We start from the raw sequence: 14,204 nt of genomic DNA on the forward strand, positions 1-14,204 counted from the left end.
GGCTTGGCGACCCGGCGCGAACGCACTACCTCTCGGGTCGAATGAACCGAGATCGAAGGAAGCAAGATGTTTGAATCACTGCAGGAGCGCACAAGAGGCGTGGAGGGCCGCAGGCCCGACAGCGATCGGCATGAATCCAAGGCGCTCTCGCACGGCGGTCTGATCAATGTTTGAGTCCCTGCAAGAGCGCCTTGGCTCCATCCTGAACGGCCTGACCGGCCGCGGTGCGCTGTCGGAGGCGGACGTCTCTGCGGCGTTGCGCGAGGTGCGCCGGGCACTGCTTGAGGCCGATGTGGCGCTCGAGGTGGTTCGCTCTTTCACCGACAAGGTGCGCGAGAAGGCGGTCGGCGCCGCGGTGCTGAAGTCGATCAAGCCCGGACAGATGGTCGTCAAGATCGTCCATGACGAGCTGGTCGATATGCTCGGTGCCGAGGGCGTCGCTATCGACCTCAACGCGCCCGCGCCCGTCGTCGTCATGATGGTCGGCCTGCAGGGTTCCGGCAAGACGACGACCTCGGCCAAAATTGCCAAGCGGCTGACCGAGCGTCAGAACAAGAAAATCCTGATGGCCTCGCTCGACACGCGGCGTCCGGCCGCGCAGGAGCAGCTGCGCCAGCTTGGCGAGCAGACCAAGGTCGCCACGCTGCCGATCATCGCCGGCCAAAGCCCGGTCGATATCGCCAAGCGCGCCGTGCAGGCGGCAAAGCTCGGCGGCCACGACGTCGTCATCCTCGACACGGCCGGCCGCACGCATATCGACGAGCCGCTGATGGTCGAGATGGCCGACATCAAGAAGGTGTCGTCGCCGCACGAAATCCTGCTGGTCGCCGACTCACTGACCGGCCAGGACGCGGTCAACCTGGCGAAAAGCTTCGACGAGCGCGTCGGCATCACCGGCCTGGTGCTGACCCGCATGGACGGCGACGGCCGCGGCGGCGCCGCGCTTTCGATGCGCGCCGTCACCGGCAAGCCGATCAAGCTGATCGGCACCGGCGAAAAGATGGACGGGCTGGAGGAATTCCACCCCAAGCGCATCGCCGACCGCATCCTCGGCATGGGCGACATCGTCAGCCTAGTCGAGAAGGCCGCCGAGACCATCGACGCCGAGCAGGCGGCGGCGATGGCCAAGAAGATGCAGTCAGGCAAGTTCGACCTGAACGACCTTGCCGCGCAGCTTCAGCAGATGTCGAAAATGGGCGGCATGGGCGGCATCATGGGCATGATGCCCGGCATGGGCAAGATGAAGGACCAGCTCGCCGCGGCCGGCTTCGACGACAAGATGTTCCGCCGGCAGCTCGCCATCATCTCCTCGATGACCAAGGCCGAGCGCGCCAACCCCGATATCTTGAAGCACTCGCGCAAGAAGCGCATCGCCGCCGGCTCCGGCACCGACGCGGCCGAGATCAACAAGCTCTTGAAGATGCATCGCGGCATGGCCGACATGATGAAGGCGATGGGCGGCAAGGGCAAAGGCGGCGGCATGATGCGCGGCATGATGGGAGGCCTGGCTTCGAAGATGGGCCTTGGCGGCATGATGCCCGGCGGCGGCATGCCCGACCTTTCCAAGATGGACCCGAAGCAGCTGGAGGCCTTGCAGAAGCAGGCCCAGGCTGCCGGTCTCGGCAAAGGCCTGCCGGGTGGACTGCCCGGCGGACTTCCCGGCGGCGGGTTGCCGGGCCTGCCCGGCGGCATGAAACTGCCGGGCCTTCCCGGTCTCGGCGGCGGCGGGCTGCCTGGCCTTGGCAAGAAGAAGTGAGGGGGCGATGAACGAGGAGAAGGATATGGCCGAGGCACGCGCCGTTCTGGCGGGCTACCGCGCTTCGATCGACAACATCGACGCCGCCCTCATTCATATGCTGGCCGAGCGCTTCCGCTGCACCAAGGCGGTCGGCGTGCTGAAGGCCGAGCATGGCCTGCCGCCAGCCGACCCGGCGCGCGAGCAGCAGCAGATCGCCCGCCTGCGCCAACTGGCGAAGGATGCGCATCTCGATCCGGATTTTGCGGAGAAATTTCTGAACTTCGTCATCCGCGAAGTCATCCGGCATCACGAACAGATCGCCGCTAACAACGGCGTGACGAAAACCGGCTGAAGCTGGTGCATGTCGCCCAAACTGCGCAGCGGTCTTGGGATTACGACTTGCACAAGGCCAAAGCCGCAACCCAATCAACGAACTCAGAGCTTGTTAGGAGATAAAGAATGGCACTGAAGATCAGACTGGCCCGTGCGGGCTCGAAGAAGCGTCCCTATTACCACGTCGTCGTCGCCGACGCCCGTTCGCCGCGCGACGGCCGTTTCATCGAGGCGCTCGGCTCGTGGAACCCGCTGCTGCCGAAGGACGGCGAACGCGTGAAGGTCGATGCCGACCGCGTCAAGCACTGGCTCTCGCACGGCGCCCAGCCGACCGACCGCGTGCTGCGCTTCCTGGACGAGGCCGGCATCGCCAAGCGTCCGGCCCGCTCCAACCCGAACAAGGCCCTGCCCGGCAAGAAGGCGCAGGAGCGCGCAGCCCTGCTGAAGAAGGCCCAGGAAGACGCCGCCGCTGCCGTTGCGGCCGCGTCCGCAGCACCCGCCGAGGCGGAAGCCGCGACCGCCGAGTAATCTCGGCCTCGGTCAAAACAGGTCAAAAGAACGGCGGGCCAACCCCGCCGTTCTTTTGGTCAGGCCCGTCGATACCTCAATATCCCGACGGGCAACGAGCAATATAAACGCGCCCGTAGCGGTCCCGATAACGGCACTTGCCGCTTTCGCTGGCACGGCCGATCAACGCGCCGGCCACGGCGCCGACAGCGCCACCGACCACTGCGCCCTCGACCGGGTCATTGGCGACGGCCGCTCCGACCGCAGCACCGCCCAAGCCGCCGATCGCCGCTCCTTTTTCCGTCTGCGAACAGGCGCCCAGCGCCACCGTCAGCACCAGAATGGTAATCGCTTTCTTCATTTCAGTTCCTCTCTCACGGGATCGCCGTCCTCGCCGCCAAGCTTTAACTCGCAAACGGCTAATTTGATCCCGAAGGGAACGAATATTGCTGTTTCGAAGGCAGGCGCGGGTTGCGCCAACCGGCCTCGACAGCATTGAGAGTGCTCACGAATTAGCGTTCGGTAACGCAGCTTGGCAACCCGGCTTCGAAGCCTTGCGGTCGCCGCAGCCGGTGGAATCACCAGAACGAACCGGCTCAGCGGCTGAACGGGATCAGCGCGCGCACTCTGGGGTCGCGCAGATAGAGCCCGCCCCACAGGACAACAGCGAGATAGACGCCGAAAAGCGTGTGCGAAAGCAGCGGGTTGCCGATGCGCACATGCGTGGAAATCGCGCCGCCCATATAGGCGGTGAGCAGGATGGCGCCGAGCACGGACGTGCGCGGCAGCGCATAAAGCACAGTCGAGATCAGGCCGACGATGCCGAGCAGCCGCGCGGTGTTTGGGTCCTCCGGCCAGCCGAGCTGCGCCATCGTCTCGGTGACGATCTGCAGCGGCGGCAGCTTGATGACGCCGTCGAAGATCATGAAAAGGATGACAATGGCGCTAAGCGCGCGCCCGGTCCACAAGGCGCCGTTCGAGACGGGAGCGGTTTCTGAAATGCTCATTGGTGTTCCCTCCTTGGTTGGAGCCTGGCTGTTTTGCCAGTTTCGAGCCAAGGACGGCGGGCAGGGCGGCGATCCGACAAGGGCCGGTGCGCTTTTTTCGAACGCATGATTGAGTGAGAATGCATGACCGAAGGAGAGAGAATGACCGGCGAGACCAATCTCCAAAGACTACTGGCGTCGATGACGCCGAAACTGCTCCCCGATGTCCATGTTTTCGCGACGCTGGCGCCGGGTGTGGCCGTGCCGCACGGTCTTGATCCGGTCATGCAGTTTCGCGAGCGGGAAGGTCTGACGCTGATCGTGTCGGAGGACCAAGCGAAGCTAGCCGGCCTCGCCGGCACGTTCCCCTGCCGGATGATCACGCTCGACATCCATTCGTCGCTCGACGCCGTCGGCTTTCTGGCCGCGATCACGACGCGGCTCGCCGCTGCCGGCATGGGCGTCAATCCGGTCTCGGCCTTTTATCATGACCATCTGTTTGTCCCGGCGGAGCGGACGGAAGAGGCGCTCGGCCTCCTGCGGCAGCTGGCTGCGGAGAACAGTGGCTAGCGCCTCAGCACATGGAAGCAGCGGGCATCGCTCGTCACACCCATTGCGGCGCCACCCTCATCCTCCTGCCGCGACCTTTCCCGTGAACGGGGAAAAGAGAGCTATCGGCGGAAGGCCGCCCACGACGCGCGGCCCGTGAGCGAGAGCCCAACGGCCGAAGGCCGAGCCCGCGACCGCGGGCCGCCGGTCGTCCGGCGCCCTCGCGGAGGGCCAGCCGCGAAGCGGCGGTGCCGCCCGTGAGCGAAATTAAGCCGCCTTCTTCTTCGGCTGGATCAGGCCCCGCTCGACCAACAGCTCGGCGATCTGGACGGCGTTGAGCGCCGCGCCCTTGCGCAGATTGTCGGAGACGACCCACATCGACAGGCCGTTATCGACGGTCGAATCCTCGCGGATGCGCGAGATGAAGGTGGCGTCCTCGCCGGCCGACTCGAGCGGCGTGATGTAGCCGCCGTTCTCGCGTTTGTCCAAGACCTGGCAGCCGGGAGCCTCGCGCAGGATCTCGCGCGCCTCGTCGGCGGTGATCGGCTTCTCGAACTCGATGTTGACGGCTTCCGAGTGGCCGATGAACACCGGCACGCGCACGCAGGTCGCCGTCAGCTTGATCTTAGGATCGAGCATCTTCTTGGTCTCGGCGACCATCTTCCACTCTTCCTTGGTGAAGCCGTCGTCGAGGAAGACGTCGATATGCGGGATGACGTTGAAGGCGATGCGCTTGGTGAACTTCTTGACGTCGACCTGGTCGGCGACGAAGATCGCGCGGGTTTGCGTGAACAGCTCGTCCATGCCTTCCTTGCCGGCGCCGGAGACCGACTGGTAGGTGGCGACGACGACGCGCTTGATGGTGGCGACATCGTGCAGCGGCTTCAGCGCCACGACGAGCTGCGCCGTCGAGCAGTTCGGATTGGCGATGATGTTCTTGCGCGAGAAGAGTTCGACCGCGTCCGGATTCACTTCCGGCACGATCAGCGGCACGTCAGGGTCGTAGCGGAAGGCCGACGAATTATCGATGACGACGCAGCCCTGCTTGCCGATCTTGGGCGACCACTCCTTGGAGACATTGCCGCCGGCCGACATGACGCAGATGTCGGTGTCGGAAAAATCGTAGGTGTCGAGCGCCTTGACCTTCAGCGTGCGGTCGCCGAAGGACACTTCGGTGCCCTGGCTGCGCCGCGAGGCCAATGCCACCACTTCGCTCGCCGGGAAGCCGCGCTCGTCCAGAATGTTGAGCATTTCGCGGCCCACATTGCCCGTGGCGCCGACTACCGCAACCTTGAAACTCATCGAAATCTCCTGTCCCTCCCCGCTTGGCTGTTGGAGAAAACCCGCCGGCCTCATGCGGGTTCTGTCCCCCAGGCCGAACCCGGGAGAGGGTGGTTAGGCCAAGGGAATCACACCGTTTTGGTGGTGGTTTTGGCCGTAGTTTTGCGAGAACGGACGGACGCGTCGAAACGCCCGGCCCGATGCTGTGCGTCGTGGCTGGGGGCATCGAATGCCAGAAGAGCCAAATGGCCGCGCATTGAAGACGATCCCGTTCGCTGCCGGCTTTTACGCGCTTTGCGTAAAGAGTCAATTGGCGCAGGCTGCTGCCGCCTTGAGCCCGGCCTTTATCGCCGCCCAGCTTTCGGCAGGCGATGTCGGCCTGTGCTCTTCGGCGATACGGCCGGCCAGCAAATCGCGCCAGGCACCGTCGTCTGTCATCCGTCGGATTGCGCCATACCAGCCGATCTGGTCGGTCGAACCGACAGCGGGCATCAGGCCGCCGGTCGCTTCGATCAGCGACGGCGTGGTCGAGACGATGACCGGGACTCCGAAATCCAGACACTCCGAAGCGGCATAGCCCCAGCCCTCGATATGCGAGGGAAAAACGCCGAAGCTGGCACTTCGATAATAGCCGATAAGCTCCTCGTCGCTGACCGGACCCGCGAAGACGATCTTTTCTTTCAGTCCCGGATGAGCCTTGAGATAGGCGCTGAGCTCCTCGACCATCCAGCCCCAGCGGCCGACGCAGACGAGCTTCGGCAGCCGAACGCCTTCGTCGAGCGCCTGCTGCCAGATGCGGGCGAGCATGATGTGGTTCTTCCGGATCTCTATGGTCGAGCAATAAAGGATGTAGGGCTCGCCAGCCTCGAGCCGCGACGTCATCCTCAGCCGCGCGGCCCTCTCATGCAGCAGCGACGGCATTGGGAAGCGATGGACGACCGGCAGATCTATTCCGGCCTTGCGCATGTGATCGCCTAGCATCGTCGCCGCGGTCTCGGAGGTGCAGAAGGCCGCCGCGCCGGACCGCACCAGCCGTTCGAGATTGGGCCCGAAGGCGGCCTGCCATCTGTTCTTGGCGACAAGGTCGGGCCGCATGGTCGGGATCATGTCGTGGCAAAGAAAGGCTATGTTGTCGGGGCCGGCGCAAACCGCCGCTAACTTTTCGCCGACCAGCAGTTGGTTGCTGATCAGCACCGTTCGAGGCCCGACATCCTTCGTCGGCTGCGCCGCATCGCCCCGAAGCAAACCGGCCCAGAGACGGGCTCGCCTAGAGAAGCGATAGGCCCGCAGCAACAGCTTCGACACCGTGAAGGTGAAGCCGGGACGGCCGTTCGTCACCATTCCCGCAAGCTGGCGATCGGCTTCACTCTTGGCCATTGGATGGCGCCGCACCGCTTCGAACCCCTGCCGCAGCGCGGCAGTGGCTTGCAGTCGTGGCCGCTGCCGGAACGGCGCGATCTCGCTGACGCCCAACTGCTCGACTTCGAATTTTTCGAGCGGCCGGAAACGATGGCTGGAGAAATCGAGCGTCACCACCTCGACATCCGGGTCGGGATCGGCGAGCGCTGCCCTGACCATGAAGTCTTCCAGCCGCTGGATGCCGGCCAGCGCGCCGCGCCAGGCGAGCAGGCCGGTCGCGTCGATGCAGATTTTCCGTCTTTGGCCGCCGGGAGCGTCGGCCGCTTCTGGCAGCAGTATCGAGTCCTTCCGGGCCATTGCTTCGCGGTCTGTGAGGCGACTTGCGGCTTCTATCCCGATTTGCCGCCTCTAAGATAGCCGGCTGAACGCCATCGCTCTTGCCCGCCGGCCGGCGCTCATGTCAAATCGAGCAAAGGGAAAGAATTCGACGCTCGGGGGGATCTGATGCGTGGCGAAGTTCTTCACTATGACGAGCACCAGGGCTTCGGCTTCATCAGCGGCGCCGACGGCAGGCGCTACAGTTTCGCGCGCGAGGAACTGCGTCGCGAGACAACGCTTGCCAGGGGAGCCCAGGTCGAGTTCCAGCCGAACGGCGAACGTGCCGGCAATGTCTTCTCGGTCCGCGGCCGGATGATCGATCCGGTTGACAACGCCGTTCCAGTTCCTGCCCGTCCGCTGCCGGGCAGTTCGCCTGCGGGGCAGCCGCATTTCGGCCGCGACGCCGAGGCCGAAACGGTGGAATCGACCGGCCTCTGGAGCTATTTCTGGCGTGGCGTGTCGACGAACTACGTCAACTTCTCCGGCCGCGCCCGGCGCAAGGAGTTCTGGGGCTTTTGCCTGTTCTGGACGATCGGTCTTGTCGTCGCCATCGGCGTCGGCTTCTCCGCAGACCTGTCGCGCGGCAACGTCGAGGGCGGCGGCGATGAGCCGGTCGTCATGTTCAGCCTGCTCGGTCTTTACGTCCTGCTCACGTTCCTGCCGTGGGTCGCGCTCATCGTGCGCCGCTTGCATGATCTCGGCCTGACCGGCTGGCTCGCCATCCTCTGCTTCGTGCCTTATGTCGGCTGGCTCGCCACCCTGGTCTTCGGCCTGATCCCGACCCAGGCCGGCGACAACAAGTGGGGGCCGGTGCCGGGCGGAGTTAGATTCTGACGGCCGCCGTCCTTAGTGCCTCGCCCGACAGCCTGAGGAAGATCTTCTGGCCGTGGCGTTCGGCGCCGAGCCGCTCGTAGAAGCGCAGCGCACCCTCGTTCCAGTCCTCGGCGGTGAGGTCGATGCGGCCAATGCGCTTGTCGAGGCAATAGCCGGCGAGAAACCCGATCAGCGCCTCACCCACTCCCGCGTTTCGTGCCTCTTGGCGTACGAACAGGTCTTTCAAGAACATCAGCCGGTCGAGATCGATGCCCGGATGCGCGATCGCGACCGAGGCCAGGCCGGCCACCTCGCCACCGGCGAAGGCCAGCGCGAAATGCGGATAGGCCGGGCTTTCCTCGCCGAGCCACTGCTTTGCCGTGGCCGTCGCCCGGGCATGGTCGAGCGGTGACTGCCGATAATGCGCCGCCATTGCGCAAAGCACGGTGGCGAGCGCCTCGGCGTCTTCGGTCGTCGCCCAGCGGACGTCGACCGCCGCCTCTGCCATGGGGATCAGCCCTGGAACTTGGCGATGATGGCGTCGCCCATCTCGGTGGTGCCGACCTCGGTCATGCCCTCGGACATGATGTCCTTGGTGCGCAGGCCGTCGTCGAGCACGGCGGCGATCGCCGCTTCGAGCTTGTCGGCTTCCACCGTCATGCCGAAGGAATAGCGCAGGCACATGGCGAAGGAGGCGATCATGGCGATCGGATTGGCGACGCCCTTGCCGGCGATGTCGGGCGCCGAGCCGTGCACCGGCTCGTAGAGCGCCTTGCGCTTCTTGGTCTTGACGTCCGGCGCGCCGAGCGAGGCCGACGGCAGCATGCCGATCGAGCCGGTGAGCATGGCGGCGATGTCCGAGAGCATGTCGCCGAACAGATTGTCGGTGACGATGACGTCGAACTGTTTTGGCCAGCGCACCAGCTGCATGCCGCCGGCATCGGCCAGCATGTGGTCGAGCTTGACGTCGGCATATTTCGCCTGATGCGTCTGGGTGACCACCTCGTTCCACAGCACGCCCGACTTCATGACGTTGCGCTTTTCCATCGAGGTGACATGGTTCTTGCGCGTGCGTGCCAGCTCGAAAGCGACGCCGGAGATACGCTCGATCTCGAACGTGTCGTAGACCTGGGTGTCGATGCCGCGCTTCTGGCCGTTGCCGAGGTCGATGATCTGCTTCGGCTCGCCGAAATAGACGCCGCCGGTGAGCTCGCGCACGATCAAGATGTCGAGGCCCTCGACCACCTCCTGCTTGAGCGAGGAGGAGGTGGCCAGAGCCGGATAGCAGATAGCCGGACGCAGGTTGGCGAACAGCTCCATGTCCTTGCGCAGGCGCAGCAGGCCGGCCTCGGGGCGCACCTCGTAGGGCACCTTGTCCCATTTCGGCCCGCCGACGGCGCCGAACAGCACGGCATCCGCAGCAACAGCCTTTTCCATGTCGGCATCGGAGATCGCCGCGCCATGCGCGTCGTAAGCGCATCCGCCGACCAGCCCCTCGTCGGTGGCAAAGCCGCTGCCGAGCTTCGCGTTCATGGCCGCGATCAACTTCTTCACTTCGGCCATGGCCTCGGGGCCGATGCCGTCGCCGGCGAGCAGGAAGAGATTTTTCGAAGCCATGGAGAACCGTCCTGGGGAGAGAATTGAACCGCGGCCTTGCTAAACGCCGGGCGGGCTGTGCGCAAGGGGACGAGCCTCGAGATCCTTCACACCCCCTCTGCCCTGCCAGCATCTCGCAAGAGGCCGGTAGGCGCGCCATCACCGATGCGACAGGATATTCACCAGCCGCCCGAACGGATCGCGCACATAGAAGCGCCGCACGCCCCAGGGCTCGTCGGCCGGGCCGTATTCGACGGCAAAGCCAGCCTTGCGCATGCGGTCCAGCGCATCATCGACATCGTCGACCTCGATCGAGAGGTCCGGCACCGGCGTGCCCGACCCGCCTTGCGACATGAAGCTGATCTGGACGGCCATGGTCTGCTGGGAGCCGTACGTGGCGATCCAGCCCATATCCATGAGCTGATCGAGGCCAAGCACGCCCTGATAGAAGCGCTTTGCCGCCGCAATGTCGGGCGTTTCGATATTGGCGACGATGCGTCTGACCTTGACCATGGGCCGCTCCTCGCTCCACGCCGTCGTTGTGCCCAGCCGCTTCGCAGCCTGGGCGACAGGCCTCAGAGAGTGCGCCTGAGCGCCGTCACCTCGATCTCGATCTTCATCTCCGGCTTGTTGAGCTGGCAGACGATCATCGTCGCCGCCGGGCGGATGTCCCCGAACGCCTCGCCGAGGATCGGGAAGACCACGTCAACATAGGCCTGGTCGGTAATATAGTAATGCGCCCGCACCACATCGGCCATGTCGAAGCCACCGTCGGCAAGGGCCTTGGCGATAGTGGCAAGACAATTGCGCGTCTGCGCCTCGACCGTGTCGGGCATCGTCATCGTGGCATAGTCGTAGCCGGTCGTTCCGGAGACGAAACACCAGTCGCCCTGCACCACCGCGCGCGAATAGCCGGCGGTTTTCTCGAAGGGGGAACCGGTGGAGATCAGCTTGCGCATGGGGGCCTCGCAGGATTTGTTAGGTCATTCTGAAACGCATCCACAGCCCAGTCGTGAGCCAGACAACGCGATGCCGGCGGGACAGCGGGGAGGCGCGAAGGACGCAACCTGGCAATTGACGCTCGGGCTAATTCCCCTCCGCGTCGTCATAGGCCTTCTTGATATCCGCCGGCCAGTCCTTTACCGGCGGCCAGGCATCCGGCTCGCCATTTTGGCCGCGGCGGGCGAAATAGACCTTGTGCTTGACCGGGTCGACCGCCATGAAGCCGTCATTGCCGCCGCAGTCATGCGGCACGCAGCCGGTGGCATAGAAGGCGCCGGAAGCGGTCTTTTCGGTGCCGTCGCCGACCAGCAGGCTGGTCGCCATGTCGGGCATATCGTCGCCCAGCAGCGCCTGCGCCGCCTTGTAGACCGCTTCGTTATGGAACGCGTCGATGATGTTGTCGTATTTCGACGCATCGACGTCCTTCCAGTCGGTGCCGGGTTCCGGCGTGTAGGTCAGGTTTCCGGAGGTCGTCAGCCCCTCGGTCGGCGACCATTGCAAGGCCGGCTTGGTTGCTCCGGGCAGCAGGAAAGGCACAAAATAGATGGCGTCGTCGGAAACCGCGGCCGGCGGCGCGCCGCATTCGTCCTGCTCGACCGTCGTGGTCCGGATCCCGCCGTCCTTCGGTTTCCAGACGATGACCTTGGCCGGGCCGCACTGGTTGCCGCCGTCGCCGACATCGACCAGCGCCACGTTGACGTCGCCGATCTTGACGATCCTGTCGAAGGAGACGTCGTAATTGCTGGCCAGCTGCTTGCCGTCATAGGCGAGCATCTTCTCGCCGTCCTGCTCCGGCTGCGTGATGGTGAGCTGGCCGTCCTCGAACGGGATCGGCGCCTGTTTGTCGGTGTCGGCGGGAGCGGCGTCAGAAGTGCTCGATGCGCCTTGATCGGCCGCCCCTTGATCGGCCGCCCCTTGATCGGCGGCGGGCTGGTCGGAAGGCGCGGGCGCCTGCGGCGCCGCGGTCGCCCTGGACACCGCCAGAAGGATCGCCGCCAAGGCGCAGGCGCCGGCCAGAAGCGGGCGTGTCATGACTGTCCCTCCGTTCAGCCACACGAACCCGGCCGCTTGCGGCCGGGCTATCTATCACAAGTGCCTCAGCCGTTCAGGCCCAGGGGCGCAGCTCGGCGTTCTTCTTCTCGAAGGACGCGATGGCGCCGGCCTTCTCCATGGTCAGCCCGATATCGTCGAGGCCGTTCAAGAGGCAGTGACGCTTGAAGTCGTCGAGATCGAACTTGACCACGCCGCCATCCGGGCCGCGGATCTCCTTGGCTTCGAGGTCGATCGACAGCGTGGCGTTGGAACCGCGCGAGGCGTCGTCCATCAGCTTGTCGAGGTCTTCCGGGCTGACCGTGATCGGCAGGATGCCGTTCTTGAAGCAATTGTTGTAGAAAATATCGGCGAACGACGTCGAGATGACGCAGCGAATGCCGAAATCGAGCAGCGCCCAGGGCGCGTGCTCGCGGCTCGAGCCGCAGCCGAAATTGTCGCCGGCGACCAGGATCTGCGCCTTGCGATAGGCCGGCTTGTTGAGCACGAAATCCGGGTTCTCCGAGCCGTCGTCCTTGTAGCGCATCTCGGCGAACAGGCCGGTGCCAAGCCCGGTGCGCTTGATCGTCTTCAGATAATCCTTCGGGATGATCATGTCGGTATCGACGTTGACGATCGGCATGGGCGCCGCGACGCCGGTGAGCTTGGTGAATTTGTCCATGGTCCTTACCCGTCTTCTCTCTGCGGGGAATTTTGCGCACGGCTTTACACAAAGCCGGCGGCAAATGAAAGGCAACTGTTGTCGTGTGGCTTGGGCGATCGAACACAAGATCGGGATCGGCTGCTTTCAAAATCCCGGCCGATCGGGCACCTTGGCTGCATGACGCCGACTTCGAAGGTCCTTTACGCAAGCGAGCCCACGCTCGATGTCGGCGAATTCCGCCGCGTGCTGGTGGAATCCGGCCTCGGCGAAACACGGCCGGTCGACGACGAAGCTCGACTGAAGGCGATGCTCGGCAATGCCAATCTGGTGCTGACGGCACGGCTCGATGTCGACGGCAGGCCGCTTCTCGGCGTCGCGCGCGGCGTCACGGACTTCTCCTGGGTGTGTTATATCTCCGAGCTCGCCGTATCGGCTTCGGCGCAGGGGCTCGGCATCGGCAAAGGCCTGATGGACGAGGCACGCCGCCAGCTCGGCACGTCCGTCGCCATCAGCCTGATCTCGATGCCCGACGCCGTCGGCTTCTACGAGCGCATCGGCATGAAACGCATGCCCGACGCCTTCTGGTTCTCCCGCAAGCGCTGACGCCATTCACCGGCAAGTGATCGCTCGACCTGTCGCAACGCTTGATATGCAACCAGTTGGTTGCATATTAAAGCCATGAGCATGGATGCCGTCTTTCGCGCCTTGGCCGACCCGACCCGCCGGCAATTGCTGGACAGCCTTTATGCCAGGAACGGACAGACGCTGAACGCGCTCTGCGAACGGATGGACATGACGCGCCAGGCGGTGACCAAACACCTGGCAATTCTCGAGGAGGCGAACCTTGTCGCCACCGTTCGCCGCGGCCGCGAGAAGGAGCATTACCTCAACCCCGTGCCGATCAACGAGATCGCCGAGCGCTGGATCGGCAAATTCGAGCGCCATCGGCTGGATGCCTTGAGCGACCTGAAGAAACGACTTGAAAGGGAAGAGCCGTGAGCGACAACACTTTCGTCTACGTCACCTACATCCGCACCACGCCCGAAAAGCTTTGGACGGCGCTGACCGATCCGGAGTTCAACCGGCAGTTCTTCCTCTGCTCCTACCAGGAGAGCGACTGGAAGGTGGGTTCGAGCTGGAAGCTGATCTTCCCGGACGGCCGCGTGGCCGACTCGGGCGAGATCCTCGAGATCGATCCGCCCCGGCGTCTGGTCATCAAATGGCGCAACGAATGGCTGCCCGAGGTGAAGGAAGACGGCTACACGCGCTGTACCTTCACCATCGAAAAGGACGGCGAGCTGATGAAGCTTGCCGTCACCCACGAGGCCGACGGCCCGCACCGGCTGATTCCGAACGTGTCCAAGGGCTGGCCGCTGGTGCTGGCGAGCCTCAAGAGCCTGCTGGAGACCGGCAAGGGTTTCGAGCGCCCGCCATCGAAGGTCTGAACCAGGTATTGAACGGCCGCGGAGGAGGTTGGCAATGATACTGCCGCATGGCTGGCCGCGCGCCATGGCGAACACCGAGACGGTCATGGCTTCGGCGGAACTTCCCGCTTCGCCGCAACAAGTCGTCACCGCGCTTCTCACCAGCGACGTCGAGCGCTGGTGGGGGTCGGCCGAGACCTACCGGATGATCGGCTGGGCCGCCGATCTGCGCGTCGGCGGATCGTGGCGCGTCATCGTGAGGACGGCCGACGGCAGGACCCTGCCCGCCAGCGGCAGCTTCCTCGAGATCGAGACGGGGCGCAGGGTCGTGCAGACGAGGCGCTACGATTGGGATCACCCGACGCTCGGCCGTCACGAAACGACAGTTGCCTATCTGCTGGAACCGACCTCTGCCGGCACGCGGCTCACCGTCTGCCATGGCGGCTTCGCCGGCTTCCCGGACGCCGCGGCGGAGCACGCCGAAGGCTGGGCGCGCGTGCTCGGCTGGCTACAGGCACATCTGGGCTGCCGCCTCGCCGCCTGAG

19 protein-coding genes are annotated in these 14,204 nt (G+C 64.7%); 9 read left to right on the top strand and 10 right to left on the bottom strand.

What is annotated here, in order from left to right:
• The first annotated feature begins 166 nt into the window (after positions 1 to 166).
• The 3 genes from ffh (at position 167) to rpsP (ending at position 2,599) form a co-directional block, all read left to right on the top strand.
• On the top strand, positions 167 to 1,756 hold the full coding sequence (gene ffh / locus EOD29_RS18090) for a signal recognition particle protein (RefSeq protein WP_127216091.1): 1,590 nt from the start codon (positions 167 to 169) through the stop codon (positions 1,754 to 1,756).
• 7 nt (positions 1,757 to 1,763) lie between these two features.
• Complete coding sequence (locus EOD29_RS18095; protein WP_066991680.1) at positions 1,764 to 2,090, top strand: chorismate mutase; 327 nt, start codon at positions 1,764 to 1,766, stop codon at positions 2,088 to 2,090.
• Between the two features lie 107 nt (positions 2,091 to 2,197).
• A complete protein-coding gene (gene rpsP / locus EOD29_RS18100; protein ID WP_066991677.1) occupies positions 2,198 to 2,599 on the top strand; it encodes a 30S ribosomal protein S16 in 402 nt (133 codons plus the stop codon).
• Between the two features lie 76 nt (positions 2,600 to 2,675).
• Here the strand turns inward: rpsP and EOD29_RS18105 are convergent, their stop codons facing one another.
• A complete protein-coding gene (locus EOD29_RS18105; protein WP_066991674.1) occupies positions 2,676 to 2,939 on the bottom strand; it encodes a YMGG-like glycine zipper-containing protein in 264 nt (87 codons plus the stop codon).
• Positions 2,940 to 3,174: 235 nt separating this feature from the next.
• On the bottom strand, positions 3,175 to 3,585 hold the full coding sequence (locus EOD29_RS18110) for a DoxX family protein (RefSeq protein ID WP_067323620.1): 411 nt from the start codon (positions 3,583 to 3,585) through the stop codon (positions 3,175 to 3,177).
• A gap of 141 nt (positions 3,586 to 3,726) precedes the next feature.
• Here EOD29_RS18110 and EOD29_RS18115 point away from each other — a divergent pair, with 141 nt between their 5' ends.
• Positions 3,727 to 4,134 carry an ACT domain-containing protein gene (locus tag EOD29_RS18115; RefSeq protein ID WP_127247366.1) on the top strand — a complete coding sequence of 136 codons (408 nt, stop codon included), beginning with the start codon at positions 3,727 to 3,729 and terminating at the stop codon, positions 4,132 to 4,134.
• 246 nt (positions 4,135 to 4,380) lie between these two features.
• On the opposite strand, the gene EOD29_RS18120 is transcribed toward EOD29_RS18115, so the two are convergent.
• Both EOD29_RS18120 and EOD29_RS18125 read right to left on the bottom strand, forming a co-directional pair.
• Positions 4,381 to 5,415, bottom strand: a complete 1,035-nt coding sequence (locus EOD29_RS18120) for an aspartate-semialdehyde dehydrogenase (RefSeq protein WP_127247367.1) — start codon at positions 5,413 to 5,415, stop codon at positions 4,381 to 4,383.
• 285 nt (positions 5,416 to 5,700) lie between these two features.
• On the bottom strand, positions 5,701 to 7,110 hold the full coding sequence (locus tag EOD29_RS18125) for a glycosyltransferase (protein WP_127247368.1): 1,410 nt from the start codon (positions 7,108 to 7,110) through the stop codon (positions 5,701 to 5,703).
• A 147-nt stretch (positions 7,111 to 7,257) separates the two neighbouring features.
• On the opposite strand from EOD29_RS18125, the gene EOD29_RS18130 reads away from it, so the two are divergent.
• Positions 7,258 to 7,965: a DUF805 domain-containing protein gene (locus tag EOD29_RS18130; protein ID WP_067323612.1), complete on the top strand. Its 708-nt coding sequence runs from the start codon at positions 7,258 to 7,260 to the stop codon at positions 7,963 to 7,965.
• Here the strand turns inward: EOD29_RS18130 and EOD29_RS18135 are convergent.
• From EOD29_RS18135 to leuD, 6 genes are all read right to left on the bottom strand, one after another.
• Positions 7,955 to 8,452, bottom strand: a complete 498-nt coding sequence (locus EOD29_RS18135) for a GNAT family N-acetyltransferase (RefSeq protein ID WP_066991656.1) — start codon at positions 8,450 to 8,452, stop codon at positions 7,955 to 7,957. The genes EOD29_RS18130 and EOD29_RS18135 overlap by 11 nt on opposite strands.
• Before the next feature lie 5 nt (positions 8,453 to 8,457).
• Positions 8,458 to 9,561, bottom strand: a complete 1,104-nt coding sequence (gene leuB, locus EOD29_RS18140) for a 3-isopropylmalate dehydrogenase (RefSeq protein WP_095825148.1) — start codon at positions 9,559 to 9,561, stop codon at positions 8,458 to 8,460.
• A gap of 138 nt (positions 9,562 to 9,699) precedes the next feature.
• On the bottom strand, positions 9,700 to 10,053 hold the full coding sequence (locus EOD29_RS18145; RefSeq protein WP_066991913.1) for a VOC family protein: 354 nt from the start codon (positions 10,051 to 10,053) through the stop codon (positions 9,700 to 9,702).
• 62 nt (positions 10,054 to 10,115) lie between these two features.
• Positions 10,116 to 10,499 carry a RidA family protein gene (locus tag EOD29_RS18150; RefSeq protein ID WP_127247369.1) on the bottom strand — a complete coding sequence of 128 codons (384 nt, stop codon included), beginning with the start codon at positions 10,497 to 10,499 and terminating at the stop codon, positions 10,116 to 10,118.
• Between the two features lie 127 nt (positions 10,500 to 10,626).
• On the bottom strand, positions 10,627 to 11,574 hold the full coding sequence (locus EOD29_RS18155; protein ID WP_127247370.1) for a hypothetical protein: 948 nt from the start codon (positions 11,572 to 11,574) through the stop codon (positions 10,627 to 10,629).
• A gap of 73 nt (positions 11,575 to 11,647) precedes the next feature.
• Positions 11,648 to 12,253, bottom strand: a complete 606-nt coding sequence (leuD, locus tag EOD29_RS18160; RefSeq protein ID WP_066991643.1) for a 3-isopropylmalate dehydratase small subunit — start codon at positions 12,251 to 12,253, stop codon at positions 11,648 to 11,650.
• A gap of 159 nt (positions 12,254 to 12,412) precedes the next feature.
• On the opposite strand from leuD, the gene EOD29_RS18165 reads away from it, so the two are divergent.
• From EOD29_RS18165 to EOD29_RS18180, 4 genes are all read left to right on the top strand, one after another.
• Complete coding sequence (locus EOD29_RS18165; protein ID WP_067323604.1) at positions 12,413 to 12,838, top strand: GNAT family N-acetyltransferase; 426 nt, start codon at positions 12,413 to 12,415, stop codon at positions 12,836 to 12,838.
• A gap of 75 nt (positions 12,839 to 12,913) precedes the next feature.
• Positions 12,914 to 13,234, top strand: a complete 321-nt coding sequence (locus EOD29_RS18170; protein ID WP_095782759.1) for a metalloregulator ArsR/SmtB family transcription factor — start codon at positions 12,914 to 12,916, stop codon at positions 13,232 to 13,234.
• On the top strand, positions 13,231 to 13,680 hold the full coding sequence (locus EOD29_RS18175; RefSeq protein ID WP_066991633.1) for an SRPBCC family protein: 450 nt from the start codon (positions 13,231 to 13,233) through the stop codon (positions 13,678 to 13,680). Before EOD29_RS18170 ends, EOD29_RS18175 begins: the two co-directional genes overlap by 4 nt.
• Before the next feature lie 34 nt (positions 13,681 to 13,714).
• Positions 13,715 to 14,203, top strand: a complete 489-nt coding sequence (locus tag EOD29_RS18180; RefSeq protein ID WP_067323600.1) for an SRPBCC domain-containing protein — start codon at positions 13,715 to 13,717, stop codon at positions 14,201 to 14,203.
• Position 14,204: the final 1 nt, after the last annotated feature.

This window comes from Mesorhizobium sp. M1A.T.Ca.IN.004.03.1.1, assembly GCF_003997555.1.
Classification (GTDB): domain Bacteria; phylum Pseudomonadota; class Alphaproteobacteria; order Rhizobiales; family Rhizobiaceae; genus Mesorhizobium.